14 protein-coding genes are annotated in these 18,097 nt (G+C 58.8%); 10 read left to right on the forward strand and 4 right to left on the reverse strand.

The genetic code is table 11. The annotated features are described in order from the left end of the window. Nucleotides 1–75: 75 nt before the first annotated feature. The 6 genes from FRH_RS09280 (at nt 76) to FRH_RS09305 (ending at nt 10,341) form a co-directional block, all read left to right on the forward strand. Entirely contained in the window at nt 76–3,735 is a 3,660-nt protein-coding gene (locus FRH_RS09280; RefSeq protein ID WP_281996747.1) for an ATP-binding protein, read from the forward strand. Next, a complete protein-coding gene (locus FRH_RS09285; RefSeq protein ID WP_281996748.1) occupies nt 3,732–4,361 on the forward strand; it encodes a hypothetical protein in 630 nt (209 codons plus the stop codon). Before FRH_RS09280 ends, FRH_RS09285 begins: the two co-directional genes overlap by 4 nt. 8 nt (nt 4,362–4,369) lie before the next feature. Beyond that, complete coding sequence (locus tag FRH_RS09290) at nt 4,370–5,623, forward strand: hypothetical protein (RefSeq protein ID WP_281998157.1); 1,254 nt, start codon at nt 4,370–4,372, stop codon at nt 5,621–5,623. Then, nucleotides 5,620–6,489 carry a hypothetical protein gene (locus tag FRH_RS09295; protein ID WP_281996749.1) on the forward strand — a complete coding sequence of 290 codons (870 nt, stop codon included), beginning with the start codon at nt 5,620–5,622 and terminating at the stop codon, nt 6,487–6,489. The genes FRH_RS09290 and FRH_RS09295 overlap by 4 nt, the downstream gene beginning before the upstream one ends. 102 nt (nt 6,490–6,591) lie before the next feature. Then, nucleotides 6,592–9,219, forward strand: a complete 2,628-nt coding sequence (locus tag FRH_RS09300; RefSeq protein WP_281996750.1) for an ATP-binding protein — start codon at nt 6,592–6,594, stop codon at nt 9,217–9,219. Between the two features lie 159 nt (nt 9,220–9,378). Beyond that, nucleotides 9,379–10,341 carry a ribonuclease Z gene (locus tag FRH_RS09305; RefSeq protein WP_281996751.1) on the forward strand — a complete coding sequence of 321 codons (963 nt, stop codon included), beginning with the start codon at nt 9,379–9,381 and terminating at the stop codon, nt 10,339–10,341. A gap of 41 nt (nt 10,342–10,382) precedes the next feature. Here the strand turns inward: FRH_RS09305 and FRH_RS09310 are convergent, their stop codons facing one another. Next, complete coding sequence (locus FRH_RS09310; RefSeq protein WP_281996752.1) at nt 10,383–10,799, reverse strand: hypothetical protein; 417 nt, start codon at nt 10,797–10,799, stop codon at nt 10,383–10,385. Between the two features lie 98 nt (nt 10,800–10,897). Between FRH_RS09310 and FRH_RS09315 the strand changes: the two genes are divergently transcribed. Then, a complete protein-coding gene (locus FRH_RS09315) occupies nt 10,898–11,551 on the forward strand; it encodes a DsbA family oxidoreductase (protein ID WP_281998158.1) in 654 nt (217 codons plus the stop codon). A gap of 65 nt (nt 11,552–11,616) precedes the next feature. Continuing rightward, a complete protein-coding gene (locus tag FRH_RS09320) occupies nt 11,617–12,312 on the forward strand; it encodes an aspartate/glutamate racemase family protein (RefSeq protein WP_281996753.1) in 696 nt (231 codons plus the stop codon). Between the two features lie 63 nt (nt 12,313–12,375). Here FRH_RS09320 and FRH_RS09325 read toward each other — a convergent pair whose 3' ends face one another. Together FRH_RS09325 and FRH_RS09330 are read right to left on the reverse strand one after the other, a co-directional pair. Next, complete coding sequence (locus FRH_RS09325) at nt 12,376–13,572, reverse strand: homoserine O-acetyltransferase (RefSeq protein ID WP_281996754.1); 1,197 nt, start codon at nt 13,570–13,572, stop codon at nt 12,376–12,378. Between the two features lie 77 nt (nt 13,573–13,649). Next, nucleotides 13,650–14,822, reverse strand: a complete 1,173-nt coding sequence (locus tag FRH_RS09330) for a UbiH/UbiF/VisC/COQ6 family ubiquinone biosynthesis hydroxylase (protein ID WP_239295857.1) — start codon at nt 14,820–14,822, stop codon at nt 13,650–13,652. Nucleotides 14,823–14,930: 108 nt separating this feature from the next. On the opposite strand from FRH_RS09330, the gene FRH_RS09335 reads away from it, so the two are divergent. Beyond that, a complete protein-coding gene (locus FRH_RS09335) occupies nt 14,931–15,785 on the forward strand; it encodes an NAD-dependent protein deacetylase (protein WP_281996755.1) in 855 nt (284 codons plus the stop codon). Here FRH_RS09335 and FRH_RS09340 read toward each other — a convergent pair. Beyond that, entirely contained in the window at nt 15,782–16,435 is a 654-nt protein-coding gene (locus FRH_RS09340; RefSeq protein ID WP_281996756.1) for a DNA-3-methyladenine glycosylase, read from the reverse strand. The two genes, FRH_RS09335 and FRH_RS09340, sit on opposite strands and share 4 nt — an antisense overlap. 70 nt (nt 16,436–16,505) lie before the next feature. Between FRH_RS09340 and FRH_RS09345 the strand changes: the two genes are divergently transcribed. After that, complete coding sequence (locus FRH_RS09345; RefSeq protein ID WP_281996757.1) at nt 16,506–17,984, forward strand: protein adenylyltransferase SelO; 1,479 nt, start codon at nt 16,506–16,508, stop codon at nt 17,982–17,984. Nucleotides 17,985–18,097: the final 113 nt, after the last annotated feature.

Genomic DNA, 18,097 nt, shown 5'->3' on the forward strand with positions numbered 1-18,097 from the left:
AGAGAAGAGTAAGACAAGCGCTGGAGGTGTCTGGCAAGATAGCGTTTTCGGACGTTAAACGATCAAGGACACGGCATGGCGCATCTGCTACGCATCGTGATGATTCACGGCCACCTGAACGGCGTGGTCGAACTCAGTGTGGACGGCCACACCAATATTTGCGGCACCAACGCGTCGGGTAAAACCACGCTCCAGCGGCTGGTGCCGGTGTTTTACGGCGAGCTGCCCAACAAGGTGGTGCCGAAAACCCGCATGAAATTCGATGCGTTCTATCTGCCCCATCGCAACAGCTACCTGGTATACGAATACCGCCGCGAAGCGGGTAACGTGTGCCAGGCGGTGCTGACCCGCAAGCAGGAAGGCGGCGTGGAGTATCGCTTCGTCGGCGCGCCTTACCGCCCGGAAGACTACCTGGTCGACACCGAGCAGGGCCCGTTGGCGCTGGACTACACCCAGTGGGCCAGCGGGCTGCGCCGCAGCGGCACGCCGATGTCGCCCAAGCTGGGGGCCACCTCCGAGTTCCGCTCGGTGATTCAGAACGACTTTACCCAGCTCCACGGCAACAGCCGCGATGGCCTGAAGCTGCGCCAGATCGCCGCCCAGTTCAGCCTGGTCAACCCCGAGCGGCGCATTCGCCATATCGAAAAGCTGGTCTCGGCGGTGCACGCCAAAGAGGGCAAGATGGACACCCTCAAGACCATGCTGGCGGCGATTTTCGAAGAGGACGGCGTCGAGCTGCCGGTTACCCGCATTCGCAGTGCCAAGGCCCGCGAGTGGATTCACCAGATGCGCCAATCCATGCGCCTGGAGCCGCTGCAGGCCGCGTTGGTCAAACTCTCCGGCATCGACCGCGAGCTGGCCGAGCTCGACACCACCCTGTGGCAACTCAAACCCCAGCTGGCCGCCGACCGCGAACAGGCCCAGCGGCAGGTCGCCGACCTGGAAGGCGAACTCAACCGCCACCAGCGGGAGTTTCAGGCCGAAGAGCAGGCCTACGGCGAACGGCGGGATGCGCTCAACGACCAGCACAGCGAAGTGGCAAGCCAGCTGCAGCACGCCCAGCACCGCCTCAACGACCTGCAAACCCGCTTCGAGCAGTACGCCGATGCCGATATGCCCGGCCTGGAGCGGGACATCAACGCGCTGCCCCAGTGGCGCGAACAGCGCGACCAGTTGCAGCAACACCTGCAAGTGATGCAGGACGCAGTAAAGGAAAGCCAGGCGCGCCTGGATGGCCGACTGCGCGAACTCTCCGAAAACCTCGCCCGCCAGACTCAAGAGAACCAGGAACTGATCGACGCGCTGGTGGAGGAGAAAGCCGAGCGTCGCGAGCAGCAGTGGCAAACCGAACGGCAGCACAACGAGCGTTACCAGCAGGCCCGCCAGCGGCTGGAGAGCGAGTATCAGGCCCAGCTGGAGCTAGGCGTCGAGCAGTTGGCCGAGCTGAAGGCCCAGCTGGCCATGCCCAGCCAAACCCGCGAAGAAGCCCAGGAAGCCGAGCTGGCCCAGGCGCGGCTGGACGATGCCCAGCAGGCCCGCAGTGCGGCCGGGGCCACCCTGGAAGCGCTGCGCCGCGAGCTGGAAGCCCACAAGCGCGAGCGCGACACCGCCGAACAGCATCTCGTGCAGTGCCGCCAGCAGCGGGAGCGCGCCGAGCAGCACTGCTACACCCTTTACCAGCAGCAGACCCCCGAACAGGGCAGCCTGCGCCACTTCCTGCGCTACCACCGCCCCGGCTGGGAACAGCAGCTTGGCAAGGTGATCGCCCCGGAACTGCTGGAGCGCCGCGACCTCGCCCCCCAGCTGGCCGACCACGCCAGCGACGACCTGTTCGGCCTGGCGCTGGATCTTTCCGCCATTGCGCTGCCCGACTACGCCCAGGACGAAGCCAGCCTGCTGGCCGCCATCGAAGAAGCCGAGAGCGCCAAAGCTCGAGCCCAGAGCGCCTGCACCGCCGCTGAAAAGGCCCTCAAGCAGCACAACGAGCGGGTACAGCAGGCCGATGAAGCCCAGGACACCGCCCGCCTGGCCCACCAGCGCGCCGAGCAGGAGGTGGAGTACGCCCTGGAAGCGCGCCGCCAGCAGCAGGCCCGCCACGCGGAAAGCCAGAAAGCCCGCCGCGCCCACATCGAAGCCGCCCTGGCCCGCCAGGAGCAGGCGCAAACCGAGCTGCGCGACGAGAAGCGCGACGCCCTGGCCGAGCTGGCCGAAACCCACCAAGGCCAACTGCTGGAGCTCAAGGCCGACGCCCAGAGCCAGCTCGATAGCCTCGATGCCCAGCTACGCACCTACAAACAGCAGCTCAGCGATGCCAACGCCGAACACCAGCGCCAGTGCGCCGAGCTGGAAGAGGCCTTCAGCCAGGAGCTGGCCGAGCAGGGCGTCGACCCCGCCCAGCTCAAGGCCACCAAAACCCGCCTGGAAGCCCAGAACGAGCGCATTCGTAAAACCGCCGCCCGTCAGGAGGAGCTGGCCGAGTACCAGCGCTTCATGCGCATCGAGTGGGGCCAGCACAAACCCCAGCTGGTGGCGGAAGAGGCCGAACTGGCCCAGCGGGACCAGCAGCTCAAGCGCGATAAAGCGCATCTGAAAAACGCCTTCCACGCCGCCAGAGAGGCCCACCAGCAGGCAGTGAACGGCCTGAAGGCCCAGCGCGACAGCGCCCGTGGCACTCTGGACACCTTGACGCCGCTGCTCAATCAGTTGGACGGCCTGGAGCTGGTGGCCGAAGGTGCGCCAGCGGAAGCTAGCGTGGGCGACGTGGACGAGCGCATCGAGCGCACCCGCCAAGCCCTGACCAGCCGCCACCATCAGCTGGAGCAACTGCGCCGAGGCTGCCTGGACGTCGAGAGCCAACTGATCAAGGACGCCAGCAGCGGCTTTGCCGATGCCCTGCAAAGCGAACGCGACAAGCTGCCCAGCGACAGCCCACGGCTACTGCTGCCGCTTTTACGCGGCATGCTCAAACTGCTGGAAGACCAACAGCAGCAGCTGATTCAGGAAGGCCGCAACCTCAGCGACGACCTGGACAAGTTCTTCATCGTCTTCCGCGACCTGAACCGGCGCATCAGCGCTCAGAGCCGTCGGCTCTCGGAAGAGGTCGCCGACGACCTGCGCCTGGAAGGCATCAGCAAGGCGGAAGTGCGCATTCAATCCACCATCGACGAGCTGGGCTTCTGGGAACCGCTCAAGCTGTTCGCCCAGCGCTACAAGGCGTGGCGGGAGTCCGGCCAGACGCTGCCCAGCGACGACTACCTCAACGCCCTGGCCGACGTGGTCGATTTGCTGCGCAGCGATCAGCAGTACAGCTTCGAGAGCCTGCTGCGCCTGGAGCTGCACCTGAACGAAGGCGGCACTGACCTGGTGATCAAGAATGACCGCCAGCTGCTGGAGTCCTCCAGCCATGGCATGGCGTATTTGATTCTGTGCAAGTTCCTGCTGGCGTTTACCCGCCTGCTGCGGGGCGATGCGGACATCGCCATCCACTGGCCCATCGATGAGATCGGCACGCTGGCCTACCACAACGTCGAAAAACTGTTCGATGCCTGCGACAGCAACCGCATCCATATCGTCGGGGCCTTCCCCAACCCGGAATCCGACGTGCTGCTGCTGTTCGCCAACCGCTACCTCATCGAACGGGACGCCCAGCAACAGCGCCAGCTCAAGCGTATCGAACCGCGCCTCAGCGCGCTGGCGCAGAAAATCAAGCAGCGCCAACAGGAGGTGAGCGCATGATCGAACACGGCCCTCTACTGGAACGCCTGCTGGCCGGCGACTTCGTCTGCACCGTCAGCGACGACAACGCCTACCGCCACCTCTCCAACGAAGAGACCCGCGAGGCCATCGACGCCTACCTGCGCCCGCTCAATCGGCGGCTGGCCAGCAACGAGGATGCTAGCGTCTACTTCCTGGCCTGGCGGCAGCTCGACGACACCGCCCGGGAGCAGCTCTCCCGCCAGCTCGCCGACACCCTCAACAGCCTGCTGCCCATGCTGGAGTGGCTGCAACTGGTGCAGGAAGCGCTGGGCCGCGACGCCCTGGCGGCTCCTGACGATGTGCTCAAGCCCGCCGAGTTCAGCGCCAAGTGCGAGGACAACCAGAGCCTGCGCGAGCGCCTGGAGCGGCTGGCCACGGACAGCTTCTTTGGCTCCCAGAGCGACCAGCTGGATGCCCAGGTGAAGCAGATCTTCAAACGGCTGAAAGAGCACGGCTACCTGATGCAGCCCCACAGCGAACGCCAGGTGTTCGTGGTGACTGGCAAGATGGACTACCTGGTGGACGTGGTGCGCTTCATCCGCGACGAAGAGAACCTGCCCATCGATGCCGACGAGGACACGGGCACGCAGGAGGCCCTGCTGTGAGTAGAAGTATGGGCAATGGGGCGGACAGTGGCGTGAGCGAGCTGGAGAGCCGCCTGCTCAAGACCGGCGCGGAACGCTTGGCGCTGCTGGGCAAGCACGCCGAACGGCTGATGCAGGCCTACACCCGCGACGACGTGCCGCTGGAAGGCCTGAGCGACGGCGCGTTGCGCAAGCTGCTGGCCGCCCGGGTGCTATGGCGGCCCGACGAGCAGAGCGGCGTCAAACTCGCGCCCAAGGTGCGCGACCTGATTGCCGAAATGCTCGCCGACGAAACCCGCCGCCACGTCAATGCCGACGTGGCCGAAACCCTGGAGCTGATTCGCACTCAGGTCGACAGCTACCGGGAAGCCCGCAGCAAGGGCGAACACTGGCGCCAGGAGCAGCAGCTACTGCGCCTGCGCCAGGAGGTAGACGACCTCAACGGCCGCTTTGCCGACGCCATCGACAGCCTGTGGCAGCGGCTCAACAGCGATTTCGGCTTCGTCAGCCAGCTCAACGACAAGATCCGCGAGAACGACCGCGCCCAGAAGCAGATCGTGCGCCTGCTCGATGGCCTCGCGCTGATCGACTTCGACGAGCTGATCGCCCTGGTGGGCAGCGACGGCAGCCTGCGCAAGCTGCTCATCAGCCAGCTCCAGAACCGCCTGAGCCACCACTACACCAGCCTGCGGGAAGTGCAGCGGCGGTTGATCGAACTCATGGCCCGCTTCCGCAAGCAGCAAGCCCGCAGCCGCCTGATGACCGGCATGGCCGCCTTCCTGCGCGAACACCCGGGCTTCGTGCCCGGCAACTACGCCCAGCGCAGCGAGGTGCCCGCGCTGTTCAACCGCGCCGCACCGCTCAACCCCGCTGCCGCCCCCGCGCTGGACCGCGCCCTGGACACCCGCGTTCTAGCCGAGCTGCTGCACGAGCTGCCCGCCCCGCGCCACGCCGCACAAAACGTGGCCGTGGCCAACCCCGTGCAGCTCGCCGAAGAGAGCTTGGCCGCCGCCCGCCAGCAGGCCCTCAAGCTGGACGTCGAGCGTTTCTACCTCGCGGTGCTCGACCAGCCGCCCGCCGAGCCGGTCAGCGCCTTGGCCTACCTGCAACAGAGCGGCCTGGAGTGGGCAGATGAAATCTGGCTGTTTCAGGTGATCGCCGAATACCAGGGTCTGCCGCGCCGCGAGCAACAGGCCTTTCGCCTTCACCAGGAAGAGAGCAGGGCCAGCGCCTATAACGACCTGCGGCTGATTCACGATGTGGCCCTGGCGGTGGCGGTATGAATCTAACGGGGCGCGCCCGCTCTGGTCTCAATGACGTAGCGCAACAGCTTCGCCGTCAGCCGATAGTAGACAAAACGCGCGGTCAATGGGTGGAAGACGTGGTGGCCTGGTGCCGCCAGCAGGATATCGATCTCGGCAGGCGGCTCTCCAGCCAAGCCCTGCGCTTCGATGCCGAGCTGCTGGCGCAGATCAATGATGTACTGGAAAGTGCCCGCTTGGCACCGCTAGGCCGATCACTCAGCGGCCTGCCCAGCAGCGCCCAAGCGAAAGAGGGCGTAGAAGAAGACAAAGCAACCCGCGAAAGCCCCCGAGCGCGGCGGGTGCTCGTCAGCTTTCCGCCGCAGCCAACAACCGGGCTTGCCAATGAACCACGGGCTATTCGCGATGTGGATGTACTGGGGATAAAGCTGAGCGCGTTCAGCGCCCTGATTCAGGTCGAAAACCTGGACAGCTTCTATGAATTTTCGCCGGAACTACCCGCACTAAGTGGTTACGCAAACCCGCTGGTCGTTTACCGTGGCGACAGCCACTACGGCGGCGGCTTTGCGTTACTGGCCGAGGCGTGGCACAAAACCCGCCGAACACATATCTACGCCGGTGACTTCGACATAAAAGGCGTCACGCTAGCACTCGACAGTAACGCCACTCACTTGCTCCTGCCCGACATCGAATGGCTTACTAAAAACGCCACACCATTGCATGTGCCTGCTGAGCAGTTTCCTTATCAGCGTAGGCTTCGTAAGCATCTCGTCGCGTTGTCATCTGTGCATCCGTTGCGTGAGTATCTGACGTTGTTGTTAGAGAAGCAGCGGGGGCTTAGGCAGCAGTGGTTCGATAGGAAGATGGGGTGTGTGGGGTTGGCGTAATGAAATGAAAGGTAGGCGTTCAAATATATCAATGTTGCCTTTGCTAGTATTAGAGGTAATAAGGTACAGTCAAGCAAATAGCTATCTAATAGCTCTGTATGCATGAGCTATATTTTTGTTTCTTTGAAATTGATAGTTGCCATGTTTTCTTATTTTGAGGGTGTCCTTTTGTCTATTGAAAGAGTTGAAAGAACTTCATTATGGAAGTGCACATTAGGCCAAAGAGATGGAGAGTATACGAAGGAGTTAGAGAGATTAAGAAGCTCTTATATTAATTTTAGGGATAAATCTTCTGCTTTGGTTTCAAAGATTTCAGAGTCTCTGCCTGGGTTAACGCAGCATGATGTTAGTCACTTAGATGCTTTGTGGGAGACTGCTGATCTAATATGTGGAGAGAACTATGAACTTAATCCTCTAGAAGCTTATGTATTTGGAGGTGCTGTTTTACTACATGATTCAGCGCTATGCTTCGAGGCTTACGACAATGGAGTGAATGGTGTTCGTGCTACAAAAATATGGAAAGACACTTATGCTAGTTTGTCTGCGGGTATTGATGTTGATGAGGCAACAAAAATTGCCGATTTTGCTGCATTAAGACATCTTCATGCACATCAAGCAGAGCGTTTGACGGAAAAGAACTGGTTGGATCCTGAAAGTGGTGCGGCGTTATACTTAATAGAAGATAATAGCTTAAGAAAACATTTAGGGGAAATTATAGGGAAAATAGCAGCAAGCCATCATTGGCCAATTGAAGAAGTAGAAAGTAAGTTGCCAAGTCAGATTAATGCTTTGGCTGGATTTCCGAGGCCGTGGCGTATTGATCCTGTGAAAATAGCCTGTATGCTGCGTTGTGCGGATGCAGCCCATATAGATAATGAAAGAGCTCCTGATTTCTTACATGCGTTAATTAAAAGGAGAGGGGTGTCATTCGCACACTGGAAAGCACAAAATAAGTTAGCAGCTGTGGATATAGATCAAACTGATAGCTCTGGTTCAACTCTACTTTTCACCTCTACACATGGTTTTTTGGAGAGTGAGTCAGATGCATGGTGGATTGCTTACGATACAGTCTGTATGATTGAAAAAGAAATTCGTTCATGTAATGCACTACTCGAGTCAAAAAGGTCTGAAGCGCAGTTTAGAGTGAAGCGAGTTAGAGGGGTTGAATCTCCAGAGTTAATGTCAAAACATATTCAGACAGAGGGTTGGAACCCCTGTGTGGCTGAAGTGCATGTTGGCAATATAGAAAACCTTGTTAGTACTCTTGGAGGTGAAAAGTTATATGGTGAAGGTTGTGATAAATTTGAAGTCATAGTTAGAGAATTAATCCAAAATGCCCGAGACTCTATTCAAGCGAGAAGACAAGTAGAAGATGGGTTTTTAGGGAAGGTTTTAATTCGTTTAGAAAGCACTGTTGAAGGCTATTTTTTATATGTTGAAGACAATGGTGTTGGGATGTCTAAAAGAGTGCTTACAGGGCCGCTTTTAGACTTTGGTACAAGTTTTTGGACTTCATCGTTGGTGCATAGTGAGTTTCCAGGTCTTCGTTCTTCAAAATTTAAATCCTCGGGGAAATTTGGCATAGGATTTTATTCTGTTTTCATGGGGGCTGATGAGGTTTTTATTTCCAGCAAACCATGGAATGGCGGTGCTTCGGATGTATGGCAGCTTAATTTTAAAAATGGTTTGTCTTTACGGCCATTGTTAAAAAATAAGCAACCTCAAGATTTTAAAACAGATGTATCTACACAGATTAAGTTGCGTTTGAAACCGAATGTTTTAAAAGAAAATGGAATGGTTGAGGTTAAGCGAAACACAGTTGGTAGTGAGAACTTGCTCGTAAATGTGGGTGATTTTATTGCTTCGATATGTGCTGCTTTAGATGTTTCAGTTTTTTTTGCAATGGGTGGAGGTGAATATAATGAAGTGCATCAAGATATATTAAATAGTAATTGTTACGAAAGCTGGTTAAAAAAATTATCTTATGCAGAATATCAATCTAAAGATGTTAGTGAGTATGTGCGTTTTAATTATAACAGGCTGCGCCCAATAGCTGAAGGTGATCATTGGCATGGTTTGGCTGCAATTTCAGTTACGCCGACGAGTAGTAATCAAAATTTTTTGAGTATCAAGACTGTAGATAAGCTTAGCAGCAGTGTTCATGGACGAAGTGGAGAGGATTTTGTGGGTTTTGTCAATTATTTGCCAAAATCCGCTAAAAGAGAGATCTCTGAATTTTCGGCATCTCAAGATGCTATTGATAGTTGGGCTAAAGAACAAGTTGAGATACTTAATGAATTGAAGATCAATCCCATTGAAAGGTGTTTTTTGGCATACAGTTTAGCTTATTTTAAAGTAGATCCAATCAACGTTTCAAATGTTCTTATTGTTCGTGACGAGGGATTTGGTTTTTTAACATTCAAGGAATTGGCTTCAATGTCTGTCAAGAAAGAAATCGTTTTTGTAAAGACTCCTGATATGGATCATATGGATATTTATACTAAAATAAATTCAGTGCCTGGTAAAGTTATGTTTAAACCTTTAAGAAATTCTAGCTTTCTCTCATTGAAATTTAAAAATGGTAGTCCTGAAAATGAAATAAGTGCTTTAGGATGCCTATGTCGAGAAATTGTAAAGTTAGGTTTTAAGCCTAGTTTTCGAATTGAAAAATCAATTGGAGATTCAGCGTTTGGTCATTGTGATGGGCTTATTGTCACAGCGGTGGATTAAGATATAAAGTTTATATTGTTTGCTAAGGTAAGGTGAAGATTTTATGCTGAGATTCTGGTTGATTAGTTAGTATTGTTAACAGCTGTATTTCGGAAGCCTGTTTGGTATTCCGAGGCTATGTTTCTAAAGCAAGTTCATGACGAGTGGCTCGAAAAAGGGATGAATTTACTCTTCCTAGGCACCTCCGCAGGCGTGCCCACCAAACAACGCAACGTCTCCGGCATCGCACTGCGCGAGAGCAAGGGCAAGGGCTGGTACCTAATCGATTGCGGGGAGGGCACTCAGCATCAGGTGTTGCACACCAGGCTGTCGTTTCATTCGCTGAAGGCCATTTTGATTACCCATGTGCACGGCGACCACTGCTACGGGCTGCCGGGCATTCTGGCCAGTGCGGCCATGGGTGGGCGCACGGCGCCGCTGACCCTTGTGGCACCCAAGGGTATTCAAACTTGGTTGGAGGCGACGTGCGAGGTAACGCAGCTCAGCTTGCCTTTTGTGCTGGAATTCATCTGCTCGGACGAACTGCCCAGCGTCGAATTCGAGAACATGGCGGTAGAGACGTTTGCGCTTTCCCACCGCGTGCCGTGCTACGCCTATGCGTTCACCGAGCGCAACGTGGAGGCCGCCCTGGATGTGGATACATTAGATCGGCATGGCATTCCCAGAGGGCCGTTGTGGGGGCAGTTGAAGCAGGGCGTGGATGTAACGTTCGAAGGCAAGCAACTGCGTAGCCAGGATTACCTGCTGTTCAAACACACCCCGAGAAAGGTGGTGATTGCCGGAGACAACGACCGGCCCGAGCTGTTGGCGCAGGCGTGCGCGGGGGCGCAGGTGCTGGTGCACGAAGCCACCTACACCGAAGAGATGGCCGAAAAGGCCGGTGAGGTAGGGCATAGCTACGGCAAGCAGGTGGCGGCGTTTGCAGAGCAGGTCACGCTGCCCAACTTGGTGCTCACCCACTTCAGCCCTCGTTATCCGCCCATTTCCCATACCTCGCCCTCCCTTGAGGATATCCGTAAAGAGGCGCAAAGCGTCTATTCAGGCGCGCTCTACATGGCGCGGGATTTTGGCGAATACAGCTTGGATAAGGTAGGCCAGTTGACTGAAGTGTCGGGCGAATAGCCTATGTCACCGCGCAACGTCTTGATAGCCCAGCGGGTAGGTCAGTCGCGGCAATAGCCTTCGCCTGCTTTCACTACCAAGCAGTCTTCTTTTTCCAATAGCCACTTCATGCCGGTGGCTTCGCCATCGCCCGCTCGAAGCAGTTGTGGGCCGTCTTCGCGGTTGAAGCGAATGCCCTCGGCGGTTGCTTGGCCTTCGAAGGTACCGCGTTGATCAGCATCCAGGCCATACTGCATTTCAAGTAGATAGTGGCCGGGGCCTGCAGGTAAGTCTTTGCGGATGTCCAGAAATAATCCTTCTACGCCGGTCCATCGGCCAATCCATTGATCGGTTAGCTGATGGTGGGACGGGTGTTGCTCGGTTGCCGTATCCGGAGCAGGCGCGCTAGATGACGCGGTGTTGCTGCCGCACCCGCTTAGTAGCAACACGGCGATGAGTGCTAACGCGGCTTTTTCCATGGTGGCCTCCGTAATCGGTACTGCCGTTACTCACTATATATACGTACCATGCTGTCAGTTGGATCGAATGTTGGAATATGTCGAAGAGGAGTTCCATGATGCAAAAGGTAAGAATCGACCTAGTCTCCGACGTGGCCTGCCCGTGGTGTGCCATTGGTTATCGGCGTTTGGAGCAGGCGCTAGAGACGCTCGAGAGTGAAATCGACGTGGAGCTGGTATGGCAGCCCTTCGAGCTGAATCCTGATATGCCGCCCGAGGGCGAGCCGATTTTGGAGCACTTGTGCCGCAAGTACGGCAAAGACGCGACCACCATGCAGCAGTCCCAGCGCGAGATCATGGCCGCCGCCGAGGAGCTTGGCCTGAATTTCCGGGGTGCGCTGGAGCGCCGGGCGAACAACACCTTTGCCGCGCACCGGGTGCTGGCGTGGGCCGGAACCCAACACCAAGAGACGGCGCTGCAGTTGGCGCTGTTCGAGGCCTATTTCGGTGAAGCGAAAAATCCCGCTGACCCCGAGGTGCTTCGCGAGAAGGCCATCGAGGTGGGGTTGGACGGCGACACCGCCGAGGCCATCGCCCGCTCTGATCAGTACGCGGACGAAGTGCGTGAGGCCGAGCAGCGTTTTCGGCAGGCAGGGGTCAACGCCGTGCCTGCGTTCATTCTCGAAGGGCGTTATTTGATTTCAGGTGCCCAGCCTGCTGATGTGCTTGTGGATGCGCTGCGCCAAGTGGCCGAAGAGAACGCTAGTGGCTAAGGTTGCCGGATGAACGCTCATTCATAGGGCATCACCAGCGGCCCGCGAGCTTGAAGGGAGTCACGATGAAAACGATTGGCTTAATCGGCGGGATGAGTTGGGAGTCCACGCAAACCTACTACCGCCTTATCAACCAGCATGTGCGCGATGCGCTGGGCGGGCTGCATTCGGCCAAAGTGGTGCTATATAGCGTCGATTTTGCCGAGATCGAGGCGCTGCAGCACCAGGACGACTGGCAGGCCACCGCCGAGATATTGGGAGCAGCGGGTAAATCGGTCGAGGCGGCCGGGGCTGATTTTCTGGTGCTGTGTACCAACACCATGCACAAGGTGGCCGAACCGCTGGAAGCGGCGGTCTCTATTCCGCTTTTGCATATCGCCGATGCCACGGCCCAGGTGCTGCAACAGCAGGGCATTGGCTGCGTGGGGTTACTTGGGACGCGGTTCACCATGGAGCAGGCGTTTTATATCGAGCGCCTGCAGCGCCACGGCATCGAGGTGGTGGTGCCCACCGAGCCACAGCGCGAGCGCGTGCACTCGGTGATTTATCAAGAATTGTGTTTGGGCGTGGTGAAGGCAGATGCCAAAGCTGACTATCTTGAAATCGTCGATTCGCTGGCTGAGCGCGGCGCGCAGGGCGTGATTTTAGGCTGTACCGAGATCGGATTGCTAATTCAGCAAGCGGATACGAGCGTGCCGCTGTTCGATACCACTGAGATTCACGCAGCGCAGGCGGTGCAGTGGGCGTTGGAGCATGGTTAGTCAGACGCCTGTGTAGTGACATTTTTAAGCGCTGGCTTCTCAAAGAGGCCAGCGCTTTCTTTCTTACTGCAAAAACTCTCGCAGTGTATCGCTGGCTTGCTCGATGGAAACGACACCATCCAGGTGGCCCCGGTTGCCTTCCAGCGTTTCCAACGTCACTTCGGTGCCGTCGGCTTCAATCAGCTCGGCGGTGCGGCGCACGCCCTCGGGGGCGAAGACCAAATCATTCTCGCTATACAGCATCAGCGTGGGCGCTTCGATGGCGGCTAGGCCTGCTTCTAACGAGTCGCCGTGGCCTGCCATAAAGGTTTGGTTGGCGCGCACCAGGTAGAGCAGATGGTTGGCATCGGAGAGCTTCGCCCGTGCGCCTGCGATGTCATCCAGGGTTTGCTCGATGGCGTAGCGGGCGTTGATATCCTGAGAGGGGTCGCGAGCGTCATCCGCCCAATCTCGGTTGAACGCCTCGTTGGCCCATTGCCAGTGGTTGGCGTTGAGCGTGACCAGTTTCAACGCCTCTTTTAGCCCCTCGATGGGCGGCTCGCCATCGTAGTAGTCGCCTTCGTTCCAGTGGGCATCCAGGCGAATCGGCGCGGCCCAGGCACTTAGCGTGGCCAGCAGCCACGGGTCGGCCACGCCGCCGCCAATCACAGGAATCAACCGCTCGACCCGTTCAGGGTAAGCGCTGGCCCACTCAATGGCCTGCAAGGCACCCATGGAAGCACCCATCACTGCATGCAGCGATTCAATGCCCTGGCTTTCCAGTAGGGCCCGCTGCACCTCGACAAAGTCACGAATGGTCACCACTGGAAAATCCATGCCCCAGGGCTCGCCAGTATCGGGGTTAATGGAGGCTGGCCCGGTGGTAATAACGTTCGGGTCATTCGCCCCCAAGTTGACCAGCGTATCGGAAGAGATGATGTAGTACTCATCGGTATCCAGCGGCTTGCCGGGGCCAATAATGGCATCCCAATAGCCGGTGGGCTCACCATCGGCCTCGTAGCGGCCTGCGGCGTGGCTGCTGCCAGAGAAAAAGTGCGTAATAAGAATCGCGTTGTCGCGGGCTTCGTTAAGCTCGCCGTAGGCTTCCCAGCCCACCGCCACGTTGGGAATCGTCTCGCCGCCCTGCGTGGTAAAACTCTCCATCTCGAACGTCTGCTTCTCGACTAGGCCATCCCAGGCCCATAAGGGTGTGGCCAACAGCAGGCCAAGGCTGGTGAACGAGGCTACCGTCACTAGCGCGAATGGTTGCTTGCGTCGCATGCGCTTTCCTTTTTTGAGGGATTATTGTGATTGTTTTAGGGCTGCTCATCGCAGCCATTCCCTCAGCATAGTCAGCGTTAGCCGATTTTAAACGGATTCAGCCCATTGGCCTGCTGCATCATCATGCGTTTGGCAAACGGCACGCGCTCAGCCAAGTGCAGGCTGAGATCGCCCAGTTGGCGCAGCGGTTTTGCGCCGGTGAACAGGTGGTGGAAGCTGTCGGTGGCGGCAATCATCGCTTGGTTGGCGAGGCGGCGCTGGCACTCGAAGCGGTGCAGGCTGATGTGGTCGCCGGGGTCGCGGCCTTTGATGATCAGCTCGGCCAGGGTGTCGGCGTCGTGCAGGCCGATGTTCAATCCTTGCCCCGCCAGCGGGTGAACCACGTGGGCGGCGTCGCCAATCAGCGCGAGGCGTTTGCCGATGTAGCGCTTGGCGTGCTGGCGCTTGATCGGGAAACTGGCCCGCGCCACGATGCGGGTGAGCTTGCCCAGGCGTTGGGGGAAGGTGGTTTCGATGGCGTGCTGGAGTGCATTGTCGGAGAGCTGTTCGCGGGCTTTGGTGGCTTCGTCGCTGTCGTACCACACCAGCGAGGCGCGCTGGCCGGGCAGCGGCAGCATGGCAATCGGCCCTTTGGGGGTAAAGCACTGCCAGCTAACATCCTGCTGTGGCAGCTCGGTCTCGACGTTAATGATCATCGCTCGCTGGTGGTAGTCGTAGCTGGTCACGCCAATGCCCGCCAGCTCGCGTAGCGTAGAGCGGGCACCATCGGCCCCCACGATCAGCCGGGCGCTTAGGGTTTTGCCGTTATCCAGCTCTAGCATGCGGGCGGTGGTGGCCGCCATGGTGCTCAGCGGTGCGCACTGGGTATAGCAGGTCACGCTGGGCAGCTCTTCCAAGCGTTGCCACAGGGCGTATTGCAGGGCGCGGTTTTCGATAAAGATACCGAAGTCGTTCATGCCGCTCTCTTCGGCGGAGAACACGGAGTGGCCGGTGCCATCCTGATTGGCCACATCAATATGCCGGAACGGGCAGCAGCGCTCGCCGGGCAGTATCGTGCCGCTGGCTTTCACGAACGCGAGCGAGCGGGCGTTGAGCGATGAAATACGCAGGTCGTAGTCGCCGCTGGCGGGTTTGGGGGCGCTACCGCGCTCGACGAGCCCCACGGAAATGCCCGCTTGGCCTAACCGTGCCGCCAGGGCCGCGCCCACCATGCCGCCACCGACAATAATAATCTCGTGATCCCACTGCATGAGAGGCTCCTTACTCCGCTATCGAGGGCACATTGCATGTGCTTATATTGTCATACAGTATCGTTGACTTGTCGCAGTGTTGCCTAGGGTGATCCATTGACGCAGGCCGTGGAAAGTTCAGAAAAACGCGAGAGTAGCCAGGTGGCCGGAGAAGCGCTGGCCGCGTTCATCAAACGCCACCCCAAACTCTGGGTGATTACCGGGGCGGGGGTGAGTACCGACAGCGGGATTCCCGATTACCGCGATGCCGATGGCCAGTGGAAGCGACCGCCGCCGGTGCAGCACGGTGATTTCATGAGCTCCTTCGCCGTACGCCAGCGTTACTGGGCGCGGGCGCTGGTGGGCTTCAAAGCCATGCGCGAAGCCCAGGTGAGCGGGGCGCATCGTGCGTTGGCAGAGCTGGAGGCCATGGGCCATGTGGAGCTACTGGTCACGCAAAACGTGGACCGCTTGCACCAGCGGGCGGGCTCGAAAAAGGTGATCGATCTTCATGGGCGGGCCGATGTGGTGGCCTGCATGGCGTGCGGCTATCAAATGATGCGTCACGCCATGCACAGTGAAATGGCGCTTATGAACCCCGCCTTTGCCGCGCTGGATGCCCGCCACGCGCCGGATGGCGATGCGGATCTGGAAACCGATTTCTCCACCTTCAAGGTACTGGACTGCCCGCGCTGCAAGGGCATCCTCAAACCGCAGGTGGTCTACTACGGCGATGTGGTGCCCCCAGCGCGTCGTTTGGCGGCCCAGGCGGCGCTGCAGCAAGCCGATGCGGTGCTGGCAGTGGGTACGTCGTTGATGGTCTATTCCGGCTACCGCTTCTGCCGGGATGCCCATGCCATGGGCCTGCCCGTGGCATCGCTCTCGCTGGGCGTGACTCGCGCCGATGCGTTTCTGACTCACCAGTGGCGCGCGCCGCTAACGCCGGTGCTGGAGCAGGCGGTTGCGTGCCTGAAGGGCGCTTAACGCGCTTTGGAGACCCACGGGTTGCCCTCGCTCCATAGCCGCCAAGGGGCGTCGCGGTCGGCGGGTTGGGCGTAATCGATGCCGACTCTTGGGCCGCTGGCAATGGCGCTGGGCGGCTCGCCAGAGGTAATCCACAGCCCGTTCGCTTGATCGCCAGTTTGCGTCATATCGTGGCCGTAGAGGGCGTTATCGATACGCAGCGCGCGGGTGAGTTTTCCGGGGCCGTTACACAGGTTGCGCCCCGCGACGCTGCGCCATGCGCGCATGACAGGCTCGCCGATCACCGGTTCCACCGCGCGAATCAATACCGCGCAGGGGTTGCCTTCTGGCTGGGTGACCACGTTCAGCAGCCAGTGCATGCCGTACACCAAATAGACGTAGGCGTGGCCGGGCGGGCCAAACATCGCCTCGGTGCGCGGGGTTTTACGCCGGTGGGCGTGGCAGGCAGAATCTTCCGAGCCGCGGTAGGCCTCGGTTTCCACGATGCGCGCGGCCATCAGTTCGCCATCCCGCTGGCGCACTAGCCAGCAGCCCAGCAGGTCGCGGGCGACTTCCAACGTATCACGGTTGTAGAAGGCCTGGGGCAGGGGCGTGAGCGCCTCTTGCTCTATCGGTGGCTTAACAGGGGTTAACGCGTCTCTATGCGGCATGCTATCGCCCATTACTTGAGTAAGCTGCTAGGGTATTCTTTAGGCCATTCATTGAAAAGCGGAGTTGCCCGTGCTGTCTTTCGAACATCAGTTCGCCACCTTGCCGGAACCCCTGTGGGTGGCGTGCCAGCCCACGCCCGTTGCCCAGCCCAGCCTGATCGCCTTCAACGATGCCTTGGGCGCGCAGCTAGGCATGCAAACCCGGCCCGACGACGCCACGCTGGCTCAGTGGTTCAGCGGTAACCAGCTGCCGCCGGGTGCCGAGCCTAAAGCGCTGGGCTACGCCGGGCACCAGTTCGGCAACTTCGTGCCGCAGCTAGGCGATGGCCGCGCGCTGCTGTTAGGCGAAGTGGTGGATCAACAAGGAATACGCCGTGATGTGCAGCTAAAAGGCAGCGGGCGCACGCCGTTTTCTCGCGGTGGCGACGGCCGTGCGCCCCTTGGCCCGGTGCTACGCGAATACCTGGTGAGCGAGTTCATGGCCGCCGTGGGCGTACCTACCACTCGCGCCTTGGCTGCCGTTTCAACCGGCGAACGCGTGGTGCGCCAAATGGCCGAGCCGGGAGCCGTGCTGACCCGCGTGGCCAGCAGCCATATTCGCGTGGGCACGTTCCAGTTTGCCGCCGTTCGCCGCGATGAAAGCGCGCTAAAAGCGCTGGCCGACCATGTGATTGCCCGCCACTACCCAGAGGCGGCCAATGCTGACGATCCGTACCTGGCGCTGTTGGAGGCGGTGACCGCCCGCCAAGCGGCGCTAGTGGCGCGTTGGATGAGCTTGGGCTTTATTCACGGCGTGATGAATACCGACAACTGCAGCATTGCCGGTGAAACCATCGATTACGGCCCCTGCGCGTTTATGGAGCAGTTCGACCCGCAGAAGGTGTATAGCTCCATTGACCAGGGCGGGCGCTACGCCTTCGACAATCAGCCTGGCATTGCCCAATGGAACCTGGCTCGTTTTGCCGAAACCCTGCTTCCGCTGATGCGCGTTGAGGGCGATGCTGCGGTAGAGCAAGCCACCGAGGTGCTACGCGGCTTTACCGCTCGTTTTGGCGCCGAGCAGCGCCGCCTGCATGCCGACAAGCTGGGCCTTGCCCCGGAAAGCGATCGCGCCGTGGCGCTGATGGAAGCGCTAGAGATCCAGATGCATCAAGGCCGCATGGACATGACCGCGACGTTCGACGCGTTGACGCACTATGCTCAAGTCTTGAGCGCGGACACGTCAGCCCACTCCCAAAAAGAGGCGCTGCTGGCGCTGACCACGCAGCCCGCTGGCCTGACCGCTTGGCTGGCCGACTGGGAAAACGCCCAGCAAGCGAGCCAGCAGAGTGAGCGTCTGGATGCCATGCGCCACGCCAACCCGGTGGTGATTCCCCGCAATCACCGCATTCAAGAGGTCATCGATGCGGCGGTAGAAGGCGATTTCGCGCCTTTCCACACGCTGCTCGCGGCGGTCACGCAGCCCTTTGATGAATCCGAAGAAGCGCGCCGCTTGGCCGCTCCGGCCACGGAAAGCGAGCAGGTGTTGCGCACCTTTTGTGGTACGTGATTTAGACCAGCGAGTATGGGCGGAAAACCCGTAGCGGGGGTCTTTCGCCAGGGATGGCGAAAGTAGCGTCCAGGGAGGGATTCACAGCGCCCCCGCCTAGGGTTTTGCTGCTC

Origin of the sequence: Halomonas sp. A020, from assembly GCF_027943625.1 — a bacterium.
Taxonomy (GTDB): Bacteria; Pseudomonadota; Gammaproteobacteria; order Pseudomonadales; family Halomonadaceae; genus Vreelandella; species Vreelandella piezotolerans.

What these genes read in the sequence shown, in the direction of transcription:
- FRH_RS09315 (WP_281998158.1), top strand. Translation starts at nt 10,898, where the DNA reads ATGCAAAAGGTAAGAATCGACCTAGTCTCCGACGTGGCCTGCCCGTGG.
- FRH_RS09310 (WP_281996752.1), bottom strand. Translation starts at nt 10,799, where the DNA reads ATGGAAAAAGCCGCGTTAGCACTCATCGCCGTGTTGCTACTAAGCGGG.
- FRH_RS09305 (WP_281996751.1), top strand. Translation starts at nt 9,379, where the DNA reads ATGAATTTACTCTTCCTAGGCACCTCCGCAGGCGTGCCCACCAAACAA.
- FRH_RS09325 (WP_281996754.1), bottom strand. Translation starts at nt 13,572, where the DNA reads ATGCGACGCAAGCAACCATTCGCGCTAGTGACGGTAGCCTCGTTCACC.
- FRH_RS09295 (WP_281996749.1), top strand. Translation starts at nt 5,620, where the DNA reads ATGAATCTAACGGGGCGCGCCCGCTCTGGTCTCAATGACGTAGCGCAA.
- FRH_RS09340 (WP_281996756.1), bottom strand. Translation starts at nt 16,435, where the DNA reads ATGCCGCATAGAGACGCGTTAACCCCTGTTAAGCCACCGATAGAGCAA.
- FRH_RS09285 (WP_281996748.1), top strand. Translation starts at nt 3,732, where the DNA reads ATGATCGAACACGGCCCTCTACTGGAACGCCTGCTGGCCGGCGACTTC.
- FRH_RS09330 (WP_239295857.1), bottom strand. Translation starts at nt 14,822, where the DNA reads ATGCAGTGGGATCACGAGATTATTATTGTCGGTGGCGGCATGGTGGGC.
- FRH_RS09280 (WP_281996747.1), top strand. Translation starts at nt 76, where the DNA reads ATGGCGCATCTGCTACGCATCGTGATGATTCACGGCCACCTGAACGGC.
- FRH_RS09300 (WP_281996750.1), top strand. Translation starts at nt 6,592, where the DNA reads ATGAGCTATATTTTTGTTTCTTTGAAATTGATAGTTGCCATGTTTTCT.
- FRH_RS09290 (WP_281998157.1), top strand. Translation starts at nt 4,370, where the DNA reads ATGGGCAATGGGGCGGACAGTGGCGTGAGCGAGCTGGAGAGCCGCCTG.
- FRH_RS09320 (WP_281996753.1), top strand. Translation starts at nt 11,617, where the DNA reads ATGAAAACGATTGGCTTAATCGGCGGGATGAGTTGGGAGTCCACGCAA.